At 63.3% G+C, this 13,484-nt stretch carries 17 protein-coding genes; 8 read left to right on the forward strand and 9 right to left on the reverse strand.

Annotation, left to right across the window (positions count from 1 at the left end):
- Positions 1-34 precede the first annotated feature (34 nt).
- On the forward strand, positions 35-487 hold the full coding sequence (locus ACPPVP_RS21000) for a DoxX family protein (protein ID WP_426523984.1): 453 nt from the start codon (positions 35-37) through the stop codon (positions 485-487).
- Positions 488-499: 12 nt separating this feature from the next.
- On the opposite strand, the gene ACPPVP_RS21005 is transcribed toward ACPPVP_RS21000, so the two are convergent.
- The 4 genes from ACPPVP_RS21005 to ACPPVP_RS21020 form a co-directional block, all read right to left on the reverse strand.
- Positions 500-1,057, reverse strand: a complete 558-nt coding sequence (locus ACPPVP_RS21005; RefSeq protein ID WP_426523986.1) for a dihydrofolate reductase family protein — start codon at positions 1,055-1,057, stop codon at positions 500-502.
- Positions 1,058-1,073: 16 nt separating this feature from the next.
- Positions 1,074-2,018 (reverse strand): polysaccharide deacetylase family protein, encoded by a 945-nt coding sequence (locus ACPPVP_RS21010; RefSeq protein ID WP_426523988.1) that lies wholly within the window; start codon positions 2,016-2,018, stop codon positions 1,074-1,076.
- A 191-nt stretch (positions 2,019-2,209) separates the two neighbouring features.
- Positions 2,210-2,800: a glutathione peroxidase gene (locus ACPPVP_RS21015; RefSeq protein WP_426523990.1), complete on the reverse strand. Its 591-nt coding sequence runs from the start codon at positions 2,798-2,800 to the stop codon at positions 2,210-2,212.
- A gap of 93 nt (positions 2,801-2,893) precedes the next feature.
- Positions 2,894-4,597, reverse strand: a complete 1,704-nt coding sequence (locus ACPPVP_RS21020; RefSeq protein WP_426523992.1) for a L,D-transpeptidase family protein — start codon at positions 4,595-4,597, stop codon at positions 2,894-2,896.
- 368 nt (positions 4,598-4,965) lie between these two features.
- On the opposite strand from ACPPVP_RS21020, the gene ACPPVP_RS21025 reads away from it, so the two are divergent.
- On the forward strand, positions 4,966-5,469 hold the full coding sequence (locus tag ACPPVP_RS21025) for a CreA family protein (protein WP_426537973.1): 504 nt from the start codon (positions 4,966-4,968) through the stop codon (positions 5,467-5,469).
- A 51-nt stretch (positions 5,470-5,520) separates the two neighbouring features.
- Here the strand turns inward: ACPPVP_RS21025 and ACPPVP_RS21030 are convergent, their stop codons facing one another.
- Positions 5,521-5,766, reverse strand: coding sequence for a hypothetical protein (locus ACPPVP_RS21030; RefSeq protein WP_426523994.1), 246 nt, complete (start codon positions 5,764-5,766; stop codon positions 5,521-5,523).
- A 378-nt stretch (positions 5,767-6,144) separates the two neighbouring features.
- On the opposite strand from ACPPVP_RS21030, the gene ACPPVP_RS21035 reads away from it, so the two are divergent.
- From ACPPVP_RS21035 to ACPPVP_RS21045, 3 genes are all read left to right on the forward strand, one after another.
- On the forward strand, positions 6,145-6,306 hold the full coding sequence (locus tag ACPPVP_RS21035; RefSeq protein ID WP_426523996.1) for a hypothetical protein: 162 nt from the start codon (positions 6,145-6,147) through the stop codon (positions 6,304-6,306).
- 44 nt (positions 6,307-6,350) lie between these two features.
- Positions 6,351-6,749: a hypothetical protein gene (locus ACPPVP_RS21040; protein WP_426523998.1), complete on the forward strand. Its 399-nt coding sequence runs from the start codon at positions 6,351-6,353 to the stop codon at positions 6,747-6,749.
- 167 nt (positions 6,750-6,916) lie between these two features.
- Complete coding sequence (locus ACPPVP_RS21045) at positions 6,917-7,366, forward strand: nuclear transport factor 2 family protein (protein ID WP_426524000.1); 450 nt, start codon at positions 6,917-6,919, stop codon at positions 7,364-7,366.
- Between the two features lie 18 nt (positions 7,367-7,384).
- Here ACPPVP_RS21045 and ACPPVP_RS21050 read toward each other — a convergent pair whose 3' ends face one another.
- From ACPPVP_RS21050 to ACPPVP_RS21060, 3 genes are all read right to left on the reverse strand, one after another.
- Entirely contained in the window at positions 7,385-7,639 is a 255-nt protein-coding gene (locus ACPPVP_RS21050) for a DUF6719 family protein (RefSeq protein WP_426524002.1), read from the reverse strand.
- Between the two features lie 11 nt (positions 7,640-7,650).
- On the reverse strand, positions 7,651-7,803 hold the full coding sequence (locus tag ACPPVP_RS21055) for a hypothetical protein (protein WP_426524004.1): 153 nt from the start codon (positions 7,801-7,803) through the stop codon (positions 7,651-7,653).
- An 82-nt stretch (positions 7,804-7,885) separates the two neighbouring features.
- Entirely contained in the window at positions 7,886-9,391 is a 1,506-nt protein-coding gene (locus ACPPVP_RS21060; RefSeq protein ID WP_426524006.1) for a PLP-dependent aminotransferase family protein, read from the reverse strand.
- 49 nt (positions 9,392-9,440) lie between these two features.
- Between ACPPVP_RS21060 and ACPPVP_RS21065 the strand changes: the two genes are divergently transcribed.
- Together ACPPVP_RS21065 and ACPPVP_RS21070 are read left to right on the forward strand one after the other, a co-directional pair.
- Complete coding sequence (locus tag ACPPVP_RS21065) at positions 9,441-10,193, forward strand: pyridoxamine 5'-phosphate oxidase family protein (protein WP_426537975.1); 753 nt, start codon at positions 9,441-9,443, stop codon at positions 10,191-10,193.
- A gap of 56 nt (positions 10,194-10,249) precedes the next feature.
- Positions 10,250-11,527 carry an ArgE/DapE family deacylase gene (locus tag ACPPVP_RS21070; RefSeq protein ID WP_426524008.1) on the forward strand — a complete coding sequence of 426 codons (1,278 nt, stop codon included), beginning with the start codon at positions 10,250-10,252 and terminating at the stop codon, positions 11,525-11,527.
- Positions 11,528-11,544: 17 nt separating this feature from the next.
- Here ACPPVP_RS21070 and ACPPVP_RS21075 read toward each other — a convergent pair whose 3' ends face one another.
- A complete protein-coding gene (locus ACPPVP_RS21075) occupies positions 11,545-12,501 on the reverse strand; it encodes a LysR family transcriptional regulator (RefSeq protein WP_426524010.1) in 957 nt (318 codons plus the stop codon).
- Positions 12,502-12,598: 97 nt separating this feature from the next.
- On the opposite strand from ACPPVP_RS21075, the gene ACPPVP_RS21080 reads away from it, so the two are divergent.
- Complete coding sequence (locus tag ACPPVP_RS21080) at positions 12,599-13,474, forward strand: ABC transporter substrate-binding protein (protein WP_426524012.1); 876 nt, start codon at positions 12,599-12,601, stop codon at positions 13,472-13,474.
- Positions 13,475-13,484: the final 10 nt, after the last annotated feature.

A 13,484-nucleotide genomic window follows, 5' to 3' on the forward strand; every position in this document is an offset into this window, starting at 1 on the left:
ACCCTTTGCATGCCATTCTAGTGAGGCCGATCCCATGCCAGCGTTAGTTACCTTCGGGCGAGTCCTGTTCGCCGTCCTGTTCATGTATACGGGAGCAACCAAGCTCTTCGCGATTCAGCAGACGGCGGACTTCATCGCGACCAAGGTGACCATTCCGGCGCTGCTTGCGCCCTATGCCTCGCAGATCGAAACCACGGCGGGAATGCCGATGCCGCAATTGCTGGCGTACGGCGTCGGCGGCTTCGAGATCCTCGCCGGCCTGATGATCGCGGTCAATTTCGGCGCGCGCTTCTTCGCGATCCTGCTGATCTTCTTTGTGATCGCCACCACCTTTTACTTCCACGATTTCTGGAACCAGCCCGCGCCTGAAAATGCCAAGACGCTGATCGACGCCCTGAAGAACCTGTCGATCATCGGCGCGCTGTTCATGATCGCAGGCTACGGCCGCGGTCCACAGCCGAGCGAGCCTGCCTACGGGGACGTGTAGTTCCAGTTCGTTCTAGGCGTTGCGCCGCCATGGCGTGACACGGACTTCCTCGGCCGGATCGAGCATCTGCGGCGCGCCGGCGTGTAAGCCATGGGCGGCGAGAATATCCTGCGGACAACGCGCAGGCACTCCGGGGAAGCAAGGCTCACCGCCGCGCAAGCGGACGCGCGGTGCAACCGAGAGCCAGAACGCGTCGTAGCGGTTCATGAACATGCCGAACACGCCGGGGCCGCCGATCACGGCAACGGTGCCGGCGTCAACGCCCGCATGCTTGCATGCGGTTTCAAACGAAGCGCCCGCGGGATTCCACAGAGTTGATTTCGGATTGGCTGGATCGGGCTCTATCGCCTCGACCTTTCGCGTCAGGATGATCCGCCTGCGTCGCGGCGAGTTGGGCTGATCCTCATAGGAATTGCGGCCATGCAGGATCAGGTCGGCGCGGTCGAGGGCGGCGGTGAAGAACGCCTTGTCGCCCTCGAACTTCAATTCGGCCGGCATGACGTTGCTGGCGTCCGCCAGCATGCCGTCTGCGGAGACGATGACATAACCTTCGATACGCAGCGCCGGCACGGGCGTGTCGCGCGCGCTATTCCGAGATCGTCTGCACGACGCTTGACACCGGACGCGAGCTCACGGTCGGCAGCTTCAGATCCTTGTGGATGTCTTCGTCATACTGGGCGAGGGTCTCTACCGGAGCCTTGGCGCGCATCGCGACCACCTTGTAGCCGCCAGCCTTCAGCTTTTTCAAAAGCTCGGGCAGGGCCTCTGCCGTGTGCTTCTGGAAGTCGTGCATCAGGATGATGCCCTTGCCGTTCTTTTCGACCTTGCGCATCACGGTGTCGATGATGGTTTGCGCCTTGCTTGCCTTGAAGTCGAACGAGTCGAGGTCGCAGGAGAATATCCCGATGTTGCGGCTGCCGAGATAGGTCACCATCTCCGGCGGATGTTGAAGTGCCGGGAAGCGGAAGAACGGCGCCGGCGACTTGCCGCCCAGCGCCCACTTCACGGCGCTGAATCCTTTTTCGATTTCATCCTTGCGCTGCTGCTCGGTCAGCTTCTTGTTGACGAGCGCCGCGTGCGACCAGGTGTGCGATCCGATCGAGTGGCCGGCTGCCATCACCTGCTTGAGGATTTCGGGATAGTAGGTGGCGTGCTTGCCGATCGGGAAGAAGATGCCGGTGGTGCATTCTTCCGCGAGCGTCTTCAGGACCGAAGGCGTATTCACCGGCCACGGGCCGTCGTCGAAGGTCAGCACCACTTCCTTGTCGCGCAGGAAGTCGAGATCCTTGAAGTGCTCGAAGCCGAAACCGGGACCGCCGGTCGTATCGATCTCGACGGTGCGACCGATGCCGAGCGCGTTCGGATTGTTGCAGGGCGGGCGCGTCGAGACCGGCGCCGCCGCCGGAGCGGGGGCCGGGGCGGCCTGCGGAGGCGTGGGAGCGCCCTTGGCGGGCGGCGTCTGCGACCACGCCGCGCCTGATGCCAACAGCGAAACCGCGCCTGCAAAGATCAACCCTGCCGCAATACGCATCTTGTTTTCCTCAAATTCGCATCCCGCTCCCGGTCGCGGCGTAGCCGTCGTCCGGTCTGCCTCCAGCCCCTGATTCATAGTACCCTAGTCGGATCAGCCGCGCCAACGCAACGGCTGCGGTTACGCCCAGCCGATTTGTAACCAGACCGGTTAATTCAGGTCTTTTTGACGCGTTTTCTTGACGCGAATCGTTAGCCGCTTCGCTCGGAAACGCTCTGGGCCAATGCCCGCGCGATGGCGGTTTTCACTCGTGTATCCACGGGTTCGACCGACTCCGGGAATACGTCCGCGATGTAGCCATCCCGGCCGATCAGGTATTTGTGGAAGTTCCAGCGCGGAACATCCTTCGGGCGCGCTTCCGCTGCCCATTTGTAGAACGGATGCGCGTTCGGCCCCTTCACGACGGCCTTCGCGGCGATCGGAAAGGCGACATGGTGACTCTGCGCGGTCGCGGTGATTTCGGCCGCGCCGCCCGGCTCCTGGCCGCCGAAATCGTTGGAGGGCACGCCGAGGATCATCAGGCCGCGGTCGTGAAACTCGCTCCACAATTCCTGCAGCCCGCCATATTGCGGCGTGAAGCCGCAGAGGGAAGCGGTGTTGACGATCAGGATCGGCCGGCCGGCGAATTCGGAAAGCCTGATGTCGCCGCCGGACAGTCCCGGAAACGAAAACGCATACGCCGTGATCCGGCTCATGCCGGCCTGCGCCATGGATTTCTTGCTCGAACTGACGGCTGCGATCGCGGCCAAGCCTGCGATCATTGCGTTCCTGCGGTCCATCATGAAAATCCCGGGCTTTCGGTTCGACAGCACCGAGCATAGCGCAGCGCGCGCGCTGCCGCCGCTCAACAAGCCGTTATGGGCAGCTTCGTCCGGTTAGCGCAGCGGGATGATGAAGTCGGTGCCTTCGCCGGTTTCGCCGCCCTGGGCGATGCCGAGATCGGAAACCACGATCGAGGCGCCGGTGTTCAGGACTTCCGCAATCCGCGCCATCGCCTCGGGCGCGATGGTGATGCGGTCCAGCGCCTCGGCGGGGCTGTTCGGGGCCGCGAGCGGCTTGGTCTCGGCGGCGGCAACCTTGCGGCCGCGCGCGGCGCGGTCGTCGTCCGTCCGTCCCATTGGGCGTGTGGCCGGCAGCGAGATCACCGACCAGCGCAACAGGTTGGGATCTTTCTTGTCGGCCTCGGCGGTGAAGACGTGCGTACCCAGCGGCCGGTCGCTCGGCGCGATGGTGATCGGAACGTCGAACTGCGGCTTGAAGTTCTCGCGGACGTACAGCTTGGAGTCCTTGCGGCTCACGAACACCGCAATCTGGCCGGGACGCCTCGGCGGTTCGGCCCTGGCAGCCTTGTCCGCGCCGGGCAGACGCGCCGCGTCCTTCTTCACGTCGGGTGCAACAGCTGGCGCGGTTGGCGCGTCGGCGGTTGCCTTGGCGGGTTCCGCGGGCTTTTCGGCGGCCTTTGATTCAGAAGGCTTGGACTCGGGACTCTTGGCTTCCTCGGCCTTGGTGATTGCTGCCGTGGGAGCCTCGACATTCACTGCGTCGGATTTCGCTGTCGCGCTGGCTTCGACTTTTGCGTCAGCGGACGGCGCGGGGGCCGCGGCCTCTTCGACTTTCCTGTCATCCGTCGCAGTGCCGGTCCCGGCTGATGTGATGTCAGGTGTCGCGGTTTCAACCGCCGGCCCGGATTGCGCGGCGTCCGGCTTGGCTTCCGCGTTCGGCGCATCGTTGGCAGGTTGAGGCCTGGCGGAGGACGGCGCTGCATCGGACATGGTCACGGCGCCATTGGTCGCCGATAGCGCGTTGCCGGCATCCGCGGTGTGGGTCCGTTCGCGCAGCGGGGTCGCGTGACCGACCGTCGGGCGGAGTTCGAGGCTCTGCTCCGAATGCGCAAGGCTGGAATTCGCAGGTTTGGTCGCTTGCCCTGCGTCCGCGCCCTTGTCGCCCTTCACCGCGGGCGCGTCGGTCGCCGGATCATTGGCGATCATGGGCTGCGGCACGACCTTCTGCGCGACCAGTAGCGGGTGCGAGAAGTTGGCCGGCGTGATCTGGCCGGGCGTGATGATGACGCGCGCGCCCATCCGGGTCCAGTTCCACATCTTGACGGCAAACGCCATCGGCATGCGGATGCAGCCATGCGACGCGGGATAACCGGGCAATACGCCGGCGTGCAACGCGACGCCCGACCAGGTGATGCGCTGCATGTAAGGCATCGGCGCGCCGCTGTAGATGTTGGAGCGGTGCATCTTGTTCTTCTGGATGACGCTGAACACGCCCATCGGGGTCGAATGACCCTTCATGCCCGTCGACACCGGGCTCTCGGCGAACAGGCCGTTGGCGTCGTAGACGCGGACCTTCTGCTGATCGATCGAGATTGCGATGATCAGCGGCCCCTGCGGCTTGGCGTTGGTTTCCTTGGACGTCGCGTCGGTCTTGGCGGAAGGCCGGCGGGCCTTCGGCTTGCGCGGCTGTGCCGTCGGCACCGGCCGGTAGTAGCTGGGATCGGAATCCTGCCAGTTGAACAAGGCGGCAGCGTCTGCCTGGGGAGCGGCAAGCAGGGTGCCGGCCGCCGTTAACATCGCTATCCGCCAAAATCGCTGTCTGGAACCAGTTGCGCCCGCAATACCCGCACTGAAAAACCGATGCCCGCTCACGCGCTTGACCCTCAAATCCGGTTACTCGAATCTACTCTTCCGATAATTGTTTGTTGTCGCAGAGGCGAAAAGCGTTCACTAGCGTAGGCCTTCTAATTCCAGCGCTTTTCGCCCCAATCGTATCAAAAAAGCCTCACATTCCGTTAAACGGCGGCCGGTTGGGAGCCTCGGCCGGCACTAGCGGCTGCGGTCTTCCTGTGCGGCTTTCCGCCACTACATAGGCGAGGAGCCCTTCAGCGGAGATATCAATGACATCCAAGGCCATCGTTAAGTGTAACAGTAAGTTGAGAAGTATGGCCTTTGGGGTGTTGGCGCTGCTGCTTTGGCAGGCAGGCCCGGCGTCGGCCGCCGACGAGCCTGACCTGATTTTTCGCCGCTCGACCGTGTTCAAGTGGCTGAGCCCGAACGACAAGCTCGCGACCTACGCGGTGGATGACCCCGAGATCGAGGGAGTGGCCTGTCACTTCACGGTTCCCGAAAAGGGCGGCTACAAGGGCTGGCTCGGCCTCGCCGAGGAGGTGTCGGATATTTCACTGGCATGCCGCCAGATCGGCCCGATCAAATTCAAGCACAAGCTGGAGCAGGGCGACGACATGTTCCGGCAGCGCCGCTCGCTGTTCTTCAAGAAGATGCAGATCGTTCGCGGCTGCGACGCGAAACGCAACGTGCTGGTCTATATGGTTTATTCGGACAGGCTGATCGAGGGTTCGCCGAAAAACTCGACGTCCTCGGTGCCGATCATGCCCTGGGGAGCGACCGACGCCGCGATTCAGAAATGCGGTGAATTCATCCAGTAAGTCCGATGCCGGCCAGGATCCGAAATTGGATCCGGCATGAAGGCTTCGGGCTTACCGTTTGACCGGATTGGAATATTGGCGAGCCTCCAGGCCGGCTCCGGCCTTGCGCTCACGGCAACCGACCAGATGAACGAATTTTTGCGGCGCCGAGACATTGCCGCGAAATTCGCTGCCCTGCTGCGACATCGCGCCACAAAGGCTCACGGGATGCTCTGAGGTTTCTCCCTGACGCTCCACCGGCCGGCCGGGTTTGCGGGTCGGGGTTGCACTGCCAACATCGATGTTGCCACTACCCACGACTTCTATCCTTTGTTGAGGAAGGGATCACAACGCACAAGCGCGCGCAAAGTTGCACGGCGTTCGACTGAGTCGGCCGGAGCGAGGCTTCGGTTCATTCGGGGTACGTGGCCATCCTCGACCCATGCGAGGAGGGCCAATACGGCCCCGCCGGCCGGCTTGCGGTGTTAAGTCTGATCCGCTCAGGCGAGGACGGTGCGGCTGAATTCATTGAATTTTTTCGGCCATTGTTTCGTCCGGCAGGGCCGATGAAACAATTCTCCCGCCCGACGAAACCATTTTTCGTTTTTGGCGCAGATGTCCGGAAACAGCCGGCGGCTATCAGTTCCCCGACGAGACGGCGGGCGCTGCCGGCCACGGATAACCGGAGACAGTCAGATGCGGACGACCAGCTTTATCCTCGCCTTCGCGTTCGTACTGGCTGGTCCCTCGATGGCTGGTTCTTCGGACCAGGACCTTCCGGGCGTCGGTACGTTCGCCTATCATGGCTCGCCGGTTGTGGCCGCTGTATCGCAGCCGATGGTCGTGGCGGCAAAGTGAGCGTGGCGGACACCCTGCAAAAAAACTGCCGATAAAGGCTCTGCATGTTGGTACGCATCTGTTCTGCTGCAGTTCTTTCGTTCCTGCTTTTCAGTGGCGCGGCGCAGGCGCAGGTCCAGATTCAGACGCCGCAGACCTCGTTCCGCTCCCTGTTCAAAGTGCCCGATCCGCGCGGGGAGTTCGTGCGGCTTTGCGCGCCCCATATGGTCGGCCGCTGGGCGCACCCCGAAAGCGTTTGCGGCTGTCTGCACGACTACGCCGCCGCGACTGTGGAAGATGCCGACCTGCGCGAAGCGCTGCTGCGCGGCATCAGTGAGACCGGCGTGCCGACGATCGAAATGGCCTGGGTGCCGGCGTCGAAGCAATCCGAGATCGGGCCGACCTTCACCAAGATCGCCAAGCCGACGCTGCAATGCATGTTCGAGCCGGCGCCGAACCAGTAACGCGGGCTTCCTAACCTCCATCGTCAAAGTTGCGTCGCTGCTGATCGATACCTTGCGTCTCGGCCTCGCGGGCCGGTAGGCTTTGCGGTATTGGCGCGGGGTCGTCGCCAGATACGGAAGCTGGTAGGTTGGCGCTCATACCTGAAACAAACTGTATAGGGGCAACCATGCGATTCATCCTCGTCGGCCTCATCGGCGTATTGCCGTTGATTGCTTCCCCGGTTCTCGCCGCCGATGCGGCGGCACAGGAGGCCAACAAGAAGGCCGTGCTCGAATTCTACGATGCGGCGCTCAATCGCAAGGATTTCGACGCCGCTGCGAAGTTCTTCGGACCGCACTACATCCAGCACAACCCGACGGCGCCGGACGGCATCGAAGGCTTCAAGGCGTTCCTCGGCTTTCTGCGCGAAAAATTCCCGGACTCGCACAGCGAGATCAAGCGTGCTTTCGCCGACGGCGATAACGTGATCCTGCACGTTCACAGCGTGCGCGAGAAGGGCACGCGCGGCCGCGCCATCGTCGACATTTTCAGGCTCGAGAACGGCAAGATCGTCGAACACTGGGACGTCGTACAGGAGATTCCCGAAAAGGCCGCCAACACCAATGGCATGTTCTAGCGCCAACGAAAATTGCAGCTAACGCTTCTTCGTCCCCAGCCGCGGAATGCATTTCCGGGTGCGCAGCACGCCTGAGGTCGTCATCTGCGAGCCCTGCACTTCCTTGACCTGTCCTGCCGGGCACGATCCATCGTCGACCATGACGCGCTGGCCGAGCCGGAGGTCGGGGATGTCCTGTTCCCGCGAGAACGTCTGCGCGAAAGCGGCCGTTGCGATCAGCGACAGGGCGAGCCCGGCGGGCACAGCAAGGTGTCGGACGGCGTTGGTGATCATTCCGGCCTCGCTCACTTGGTCTTGATCTTCAGCCCATCGGGGCCGACGTTGATCTGCAGGCCCTCGGGTTCCTGCTTGGCCTTGTAGAGATTGTAGCTGAGCACGCCGACCGCGACGATCAGCACGCCGATAACGAGATACATAACGTTGCGATTGCCGGGCATTCGGTGTTTCCGCCGTGATTGAACCTGGTGTCGAGCTTAGTGACGCGCCGGCGATTCTGATAGGCCGCCGGCCGGTGTGCGGTCAGGTCGCGGCCTTCAGTGGTTTGACCTTGCCGGTTCCGCCCTTGTTCGGCTTGCGGCCTGTTTGCAAGGCGGCCAGCGATGACTTCGCCAGCCGTTCGGCGGACGCGATCAGTTGCGGCAGGGCGTGGCCGGCAAATCCCAGCACAAAGCCCGGCAGCGGACGCGCACGAAAATAGGTTTCCGCTAGCAGCCAGCCCGCGACGCCGGCCTCGGTCTTTGCCTTGGCGGCGACCTGCGGATCGGTCGATGGATCGAACCGCGCGACCAGATGCAGGCCCTGCGAGGGCACCGGCACCGACAGCTTGCCATTCGATGCGGTCGACAGCGTCGAGGCCAACACGTCGCGCGCTTCGCGATAGATCCCGCGCACCTTGCGCAGGTTGGCCGCGAACGCGCCGGAATTGAGCATGTCCGCCACCGCGCCTTCCATCAGCGTGCCGGGAAAACGGTCGAGCGCGGCGCGGGCCGTCGTCACCGGCCCGACCAGCCGCTCGGGCAGCGCGCAGTAGCCGATGCGCAATCCCGGAAACAGCGTCTTTGCAAACGTGCCCATGTAGATGACGCGCGAGAGGTGATCGATGCCGGCGAGCGACAGCAAGGGCGCGCCGTCATAGCGAAACTCACTGTCGTAATCGTCTTCGATGACGAAGGCGCCGGCCTCTCTTGCCCAGTCGAGCAGTTCCAGCCGCCGCGTCATCGACATCTGCACGCCAAGCGGGAACTGGTGCGATGGTGTGACGTAGGCCGCGCCGGCCGACGGCGCCAACGCCCGGCCTTTGGCCACGATCATGCCTGATGCGTCGACCGGCACCGAGACGGGCCGCAGGCCGCAATGCCCGATTGCCCGTCGTGCAGCGGGATAGCCGGGATCCTCGCACCAGATGTGATCGCCGGGCTTGAGGATCGCGCCCAGCACGATCCGCAACGCGTGCTGCGTCCCCGACGTCAGCATGATCTGGTCCGGGTCGCAGCGCAGCCCGCGCGCCGACAGCAGATGATCGGCGATCGCGGCGCGCAGCTCGCGGCTGCCCCTGGGATCGCCGTAGTGCAGATGCTCGGCGCCGAAGGCGCGCATGCGGCGGCCGGCAAACGCCCTGAAGCGTTGCAGCGCCCGTTCATCGATATGCGTGCAGCCGAGCGCGAGCGGGCCTTGCTGCGGCGGTTCGACGGCGATGGCGGCCTTGCGGGCGTCGCCGGCGCGCGCGGGAATGCGCGCGGCGACGAAGGTGCCGGAGCCGACGGTCGCGACCGCAAAGCCGTCCGCGATCAGCCTCTCATAGGCAGAGGTGACGGCGTTGCGGCGAAAACCAGTCTGTTTGGCCAGCGTCCGCTGCGGTGGCAGGGGCTCGCCGGGCTTTGCAATTCCGCCCGTGATGGCGTGGCAAAGCGCCTGATAGAGCCGGTGCTGCGAGGAGGCGCCTTCGGTGATGTGCGGCCCGCCGAGGTCGAGCGGAAGCTCGGCCTTGCGCCGCGTGGCAGGAGAATTGGTCGGAATTTTTCGCATGGAATTGGCACTATCGCAGACCAAATTCGCCGGTACAACTGGTTCGACCATGCCAAAACCGCAAGGAGCTGCCGTGACGATCGAAGGCGAGACCACCACTTCCTATCCATTGTCGCCGCGCAACCGGGTCAAGCGCCTGCACGAGCGTGGCTCCTATGATCGGGCCAAGATTCACGGCCTGCTCGACGCTTCGATGCTCTGCCACGTTTCCTATGTGGTCGATGGCCAGCCTTACTGCACGCCGACGTTCTTCTGGCGGGAGGGAAACACGCTGTACTGGCACGGCAGCAGCGCGAGCCGCATGCTACGCAACCAGTCTGACGGCCAACGCGCATGTCTCACCGTCGCGCATGTCGACAGCCTGGTGCTCGCAAGATGCGGCTTCAATCACTCGGCCGATTACCGCGCCGTGATGGCATTCGGTACGGCCCATCTCGTCGACGATCCTGCCGAGAAGGAGCGTGCGCTGGTCGCCATGGTCGACCGCTTCTTCCCCGATCGTACCGCGAGCCTGCGGCAGAGCACCGTGCAGGAGATCAAGGCGACGTCAGTGATTGCGATGGAGATCGAAGAAGCGTCGGCCAAGATTCGCGCCAAGGGCGTCGGCGACGACGAGGAGGACTATGCATTGCCTGTTTATGCCGAGCGCATTCCGGTGCGCACCGTGCTGGGCGCGCCCGAGCCGTGCCCGCGGCTTCTCGACGGCGTCGAGCGTCCGGCATCGCTGCGCGGCTATTCGGAAGGCCGCCTGCTCGAAGATGCATTGCGGGATGCGCATTTTACGCATTACGCCGGCGGCTGAGATCGGGGTAGGGTGCGCGCTCCCGACCTTTTTGAATTCGCGACTGGAGCCGCCGCATGACGACCGATACGCAACAAAAAATCCTCGACGCCGTCGACGCCGGCTTTGACGCGCAAATGGCGACGACACGGGATTTCGTTGCGATTCCCTCGACCCGCGGCGCCGAGGGGCCGTGCCAGGACATGATCGGCGACCTCCTGCGCCAGCGCGGCTATGAGGTCGACGACTGGCATATCGATGTCGGGGATTTGAAGGATCTGCGCGGTTTTGGGCCGATCGAACATGATTTTTCCAAGGCCCGCACCGTGGTCGGCACCTACCGTCCCTCGAACATTTCAGGCAAATCGCTGATCCTGCAGGGCCACTGCGACGTGGTGCCGGCAGGGCCCCTCGAGATGTGGGAGACGCCGCCGTTCTCGCCGGTCATCAAGGACGGCCGGATGTATGGCCGCGGCGCCTGCGACATGAAGTCCGGCACCATCGGCGCGCTCTACGCGCTGGATGCAATCAAGGCGGCTGGCCTGAAGCCCACGGCGCGCATTCACTTCCAGTCCGTGATCGAAGAAGAGTCCACCGGCGTCGGCGCGCTCTCGACCTTGCAGCGCGGTTACCGTGCGGACGCCTGCTTCATCCCGGAGCCGACCGGCGAGACGATGGTGCGCTCGCAGGTCGGCGTGATCTGGTTTCGTCTGAAGGTGTGCGGATTGCCCGTGCATGTGGCCGAGGCCGGCTCCGGCGCCAACGCGATCATGGCCGCCTACCATCTGATCCATTCGTTGCAGAAGCTCGAAGAAGCGTGGAACGCGCGCGCGAAGGCGGATCGGCATTTCAAGGCGGTCCCCCATCCGCTCAACTTCAACCCCGGCATCATCAAGGGCGGCGACTGGGCTTCCAGCGTGCCGGCCTGGTGCGACGTCGATTGCCGGATTGCGATCCTGCCGGGCTGGTCGATCGCCGAGTGCCAGAAGGAGATTCTGGCCTGCGTGTCGGCCGCCGCGCGCGACCACAGATTCCTCTCCAACAACCCGCCGCAGGTCGAATGGTCGGGCTTCTTGTCGGAAGGCTATGAATTGACGAATTCCGCCGAGCCGGAAGCGGCCTTCGGCAAGGCGTTTGCCGCGATCTATGGCGGCACGGTGCCGGACCGGGCGTTTACCGCGCTGACGGATACGCGGTTCTATGGCTTGAACTACAATATCCCGAGCCTCTGCTTCGGCGCGAAGGGCGCGGCGATGCACGGCTTCAACGAATATGTCGATCTGGAGTCGCTGCGGAAGTCGACCAAAGCGACCGCGCTGTTCATCGCGGAATGGTGCGGGGTGGAAAAGATCTAGGCCGCACTTGACCGAGATCAATCTGATGCGACGGTCCGCCCGCGCGTGCTCGCCGTTGCGCCAAAGAGTTCAGAGGTGATCGACCTGAACCAGCGATGCGCGGGATCGCGATGATACCGTTCGTGCCAATATTGCGTGATCTCGATGCGTGGCAGGGCGATCGGCGTTTCGAATGCCGCCAGGCCAAGCGGCCCTGCAAGCCGCTTGGCCAGATTGGCCGGCAAGGTGGCGAGCCCGTCGGTCTCCGCCGCGACGATGGCGCCGGCGATGAAGCTTGGCACGCGCAACATGATATTCCCCGGTGCAATCTGCGACGTGAGTACGCGCTGGGCCGTTCCATGCGCGGCATGACCGGTCTCCGAGGCGGTGATGAGGATATGCCGCTGGGCGAGAAAGCCTGCGCGCGCCCTCACGGCTGGCATTTTGGGATGTCCCTTCCGGACGACGGTGACATAGCCGTCGAAATATAATCGCTGACGCCGCAAATGGCGCGGCGCTTTTGGAAAGGCCCCGAGCGCCAGGTCGGCTTCACCTGCTTCCAGCTTGAGTTCGAACTGACGTGAGTCCAGCGGCATCGCCCGGATGTTGACCCTGGGCGCGATGGCAGCCATGTGCGCGATCAGGGGAGGCAGGAAGCGGATCATCCCGACATCGGTCAGCAGCAAGCTGAAGGTGCGGTCCGATCGAACGGGATCGAAGACGGTCGCCGAGGCGCGCAGACTGTCGGCGACGCCGAGCAGCGTGCGGACCTGATCCGCGATTTCGAGCGCCTTGGCCGTCGGCTGCATCGCATGTCCGTTCCGGACGAACAGCGGATCGCCAAACTGCGCCCGCAGATGCCGCAGCACCTTGCTGATGCCGGGCTGCGTGGTCGCCAGCAGCTCGGCGGTCCGGGTGATGCTGCGTTCGTGCAGCAGCGCGTGCAGGATCCGCAATTCTCTCAGGTTCAACTCAGATGATGCAATATCAGCCATATCATCTATTCCCATATGGACATGGCGATAATGACGCTTACCCGATAGGCTCCTGTCAAATGGAAACTTGGAATCGTGCGCTTCAGGGAGATACGCCATGAGCAAATTCGTCATCGAACCGCACTTCCGGCTGCAGGAATGGGTTGCCGAGGAAAAGGGCTATTTCCGCGCCGAAGGCCTGGACTACGAATTCCGCGAATTGATCCGCTCGACGGCCGGCCAGCATCACAACAAGGCCAATGAGGGCGCCTTCCAGAGCATCGAGAAGGGGCGCGAAGCCGATGTCAGCTGCGCCTGCCATTGGACGGTGAACGTGGCGGCCTCAAACGGCCACGCCAAGCTGTACGCCGATGTTTATTCGGTCGCCCCGTCAGGGATTTTCGTTGCCGCCGATTCCCCGATTCGCACGCCGCGCGATCTTGCGGGCGTGCCAATCTCGGTCGGGTTTCAATCGGGAAGCCATTACTCGACCATCCAGGCGTTGGAGCAGTATATGGCGGCAGGCGAGATCAACCTGACGTTCGAGGACGGCATGCTGTTTCATCGGATGGCGCAGCTGATCGAGGGTAAGAGCCCGGCGGCGGCGCTATTCAACGGGCCTTATTATCTCGCCGAGCAATTGGGCTTCCGCAAGGTGATCGATACCACCTTCATGATTGCGGCCATGATCAAGGGCACGGTCGATCCCGAAGACGTCAAGCGGTACTTCCGCGCGTTGCGGCGGGCGCAGCGCGATATCGATCTGCGGCCGGAACTCTATACGCATTACTACAAGAACGAATTCCCGGAGCGTTTCCATGCCGTCATGGATACGCGCAGCTGGGGGCCCGGCGAGCGGATTGTGTTCGAGACGTATTCGAAGGAAGTGTTTGAACAATCCTTCGACTGGATCGCCGAGCACGAGATCTTTGCGGCGGGACGAATGGGATCCGGCGAATACGACCGATCGATCATCTCGTTTGCGGCGGAGTAGGGCTCTTTCA

Source organism: Bradyrhizobium sp. McL0615, assembly GCF_049993905.1.
Lineage (GTDB): Bacteria > Pseudomonadota > Alphaproteobacteria > Rhizobiales > Xanthobacteraceae > Bradyrhizobium.

Bases quoted from the DNA above. Each gene is read 5' to 3' on its own strand.
- ACPPVP_RS21000 (WP_426523984.1), top strand. From the start codon at position 35: ATGCCAGCGTTAGTTACCTTCGGGCGAGTCCTGTTCGCCGTCCTGTTC.
- ACPPVP_RS21010 (WP_426523988.1), bottom strand. From the start codon at position 2,018: ATGCGTATTGCGGCAGGGTTGATCTTTGCAGGCGCGGTTTCGCTGTTG.
- ACPPVP_RS21015 (WP_426523990.1), bottom strand. From the start codon at position 2,800: ATGATGGACCGCAGGAACGCAATGATCGCAGGCTTGGCCGCGATCGCA.
- ACPPVP_RS21020 (WP_426523992.1), bottom strand. From the start codon at position 4,597: ATGTTAACGGCGGCCGGCACCCTGCTTGCCGCTCCCCAGGCAGACGCT.
- ACPPVP_RS21025 (WP_426537973.1), top strand. From the start codon at position 4,966: ATGGCCTTTGGGGTGTTGGCGCTGCTGCTTTGGCAGGCAGGCCCGGCG.
- ACPPVP_RS21035 (WP_426523996.1), top strand. From the start codon at position 6,145: ATGCGGACGACCAGCTTTATCCTCGCCTTCGCGTTCGTACTGGCTGGT.
- ACPPVP_RS21040 (WP_426523998.1), top strand. From the start codon at position 6,351: ATGTTGGTACGCATCTGTTCTGCTGCAGTTCTTTCGTTCCTGCTTTTC.
- ACPPVP_RS21045 (WP_426524000.1), top strand. From the start codon at position 6,917: ATGCGATTCATCCTCGTCGGCCTCATCGGCGTATTGCCGTTGATTGCT.
- ACPPVP_RS21050 (WP_426524002.1), bottom strand. From the start codon at position 7,639: ATGATCACCAACGCCGTCCGACACCTTGCTGTGCCCGCCGGGCTCGCC.
- ACPPVP_RS21055 (WP_426524004.1), bottom strand. From the start codon at position 7,803: ATGCCCGGCAATCGCAACGTTATGTATCTCGTTATCGGCGTGCTGATC.
- ACPPVP_RS21060 (WP_426524006.1), bottom strand. From the start codon at position 9,391: ATGCGAAAAATTCCGACCAATTCTCCTGCCACGCGGCGCAAGGCCGAG.
- ACPPVP_RS21065 (WP_426537975.1), top strand. From the start codon at position 9,441: ATGCCAAAACCGCAAGGAGCTGCCGTGACGATCGAAGGCGAGACCACC.
- ACPPVP_RS21070 (WP_426524008.1), top strand. From the start codon at position 10,250: ATGACGACCGATACGCAACAAAAAATCCTCGACGCCGTCGACGCCGGC.
- ACPPVP_RS21075 (WP_426524010.1), bottom strand. From the start codon at position 12,501: ATGGCTGATATTGCATCATCTGAGTTGAACCTGAGAGAATTGCGGATC.
- ACPPVP_RS21080 (WP_426524012.1), top strand. From the start codon at position 12,599: ATGAGCAAATTCGTCATCGAACCGCACTTCCGGCTGCAGGAATGGGTT.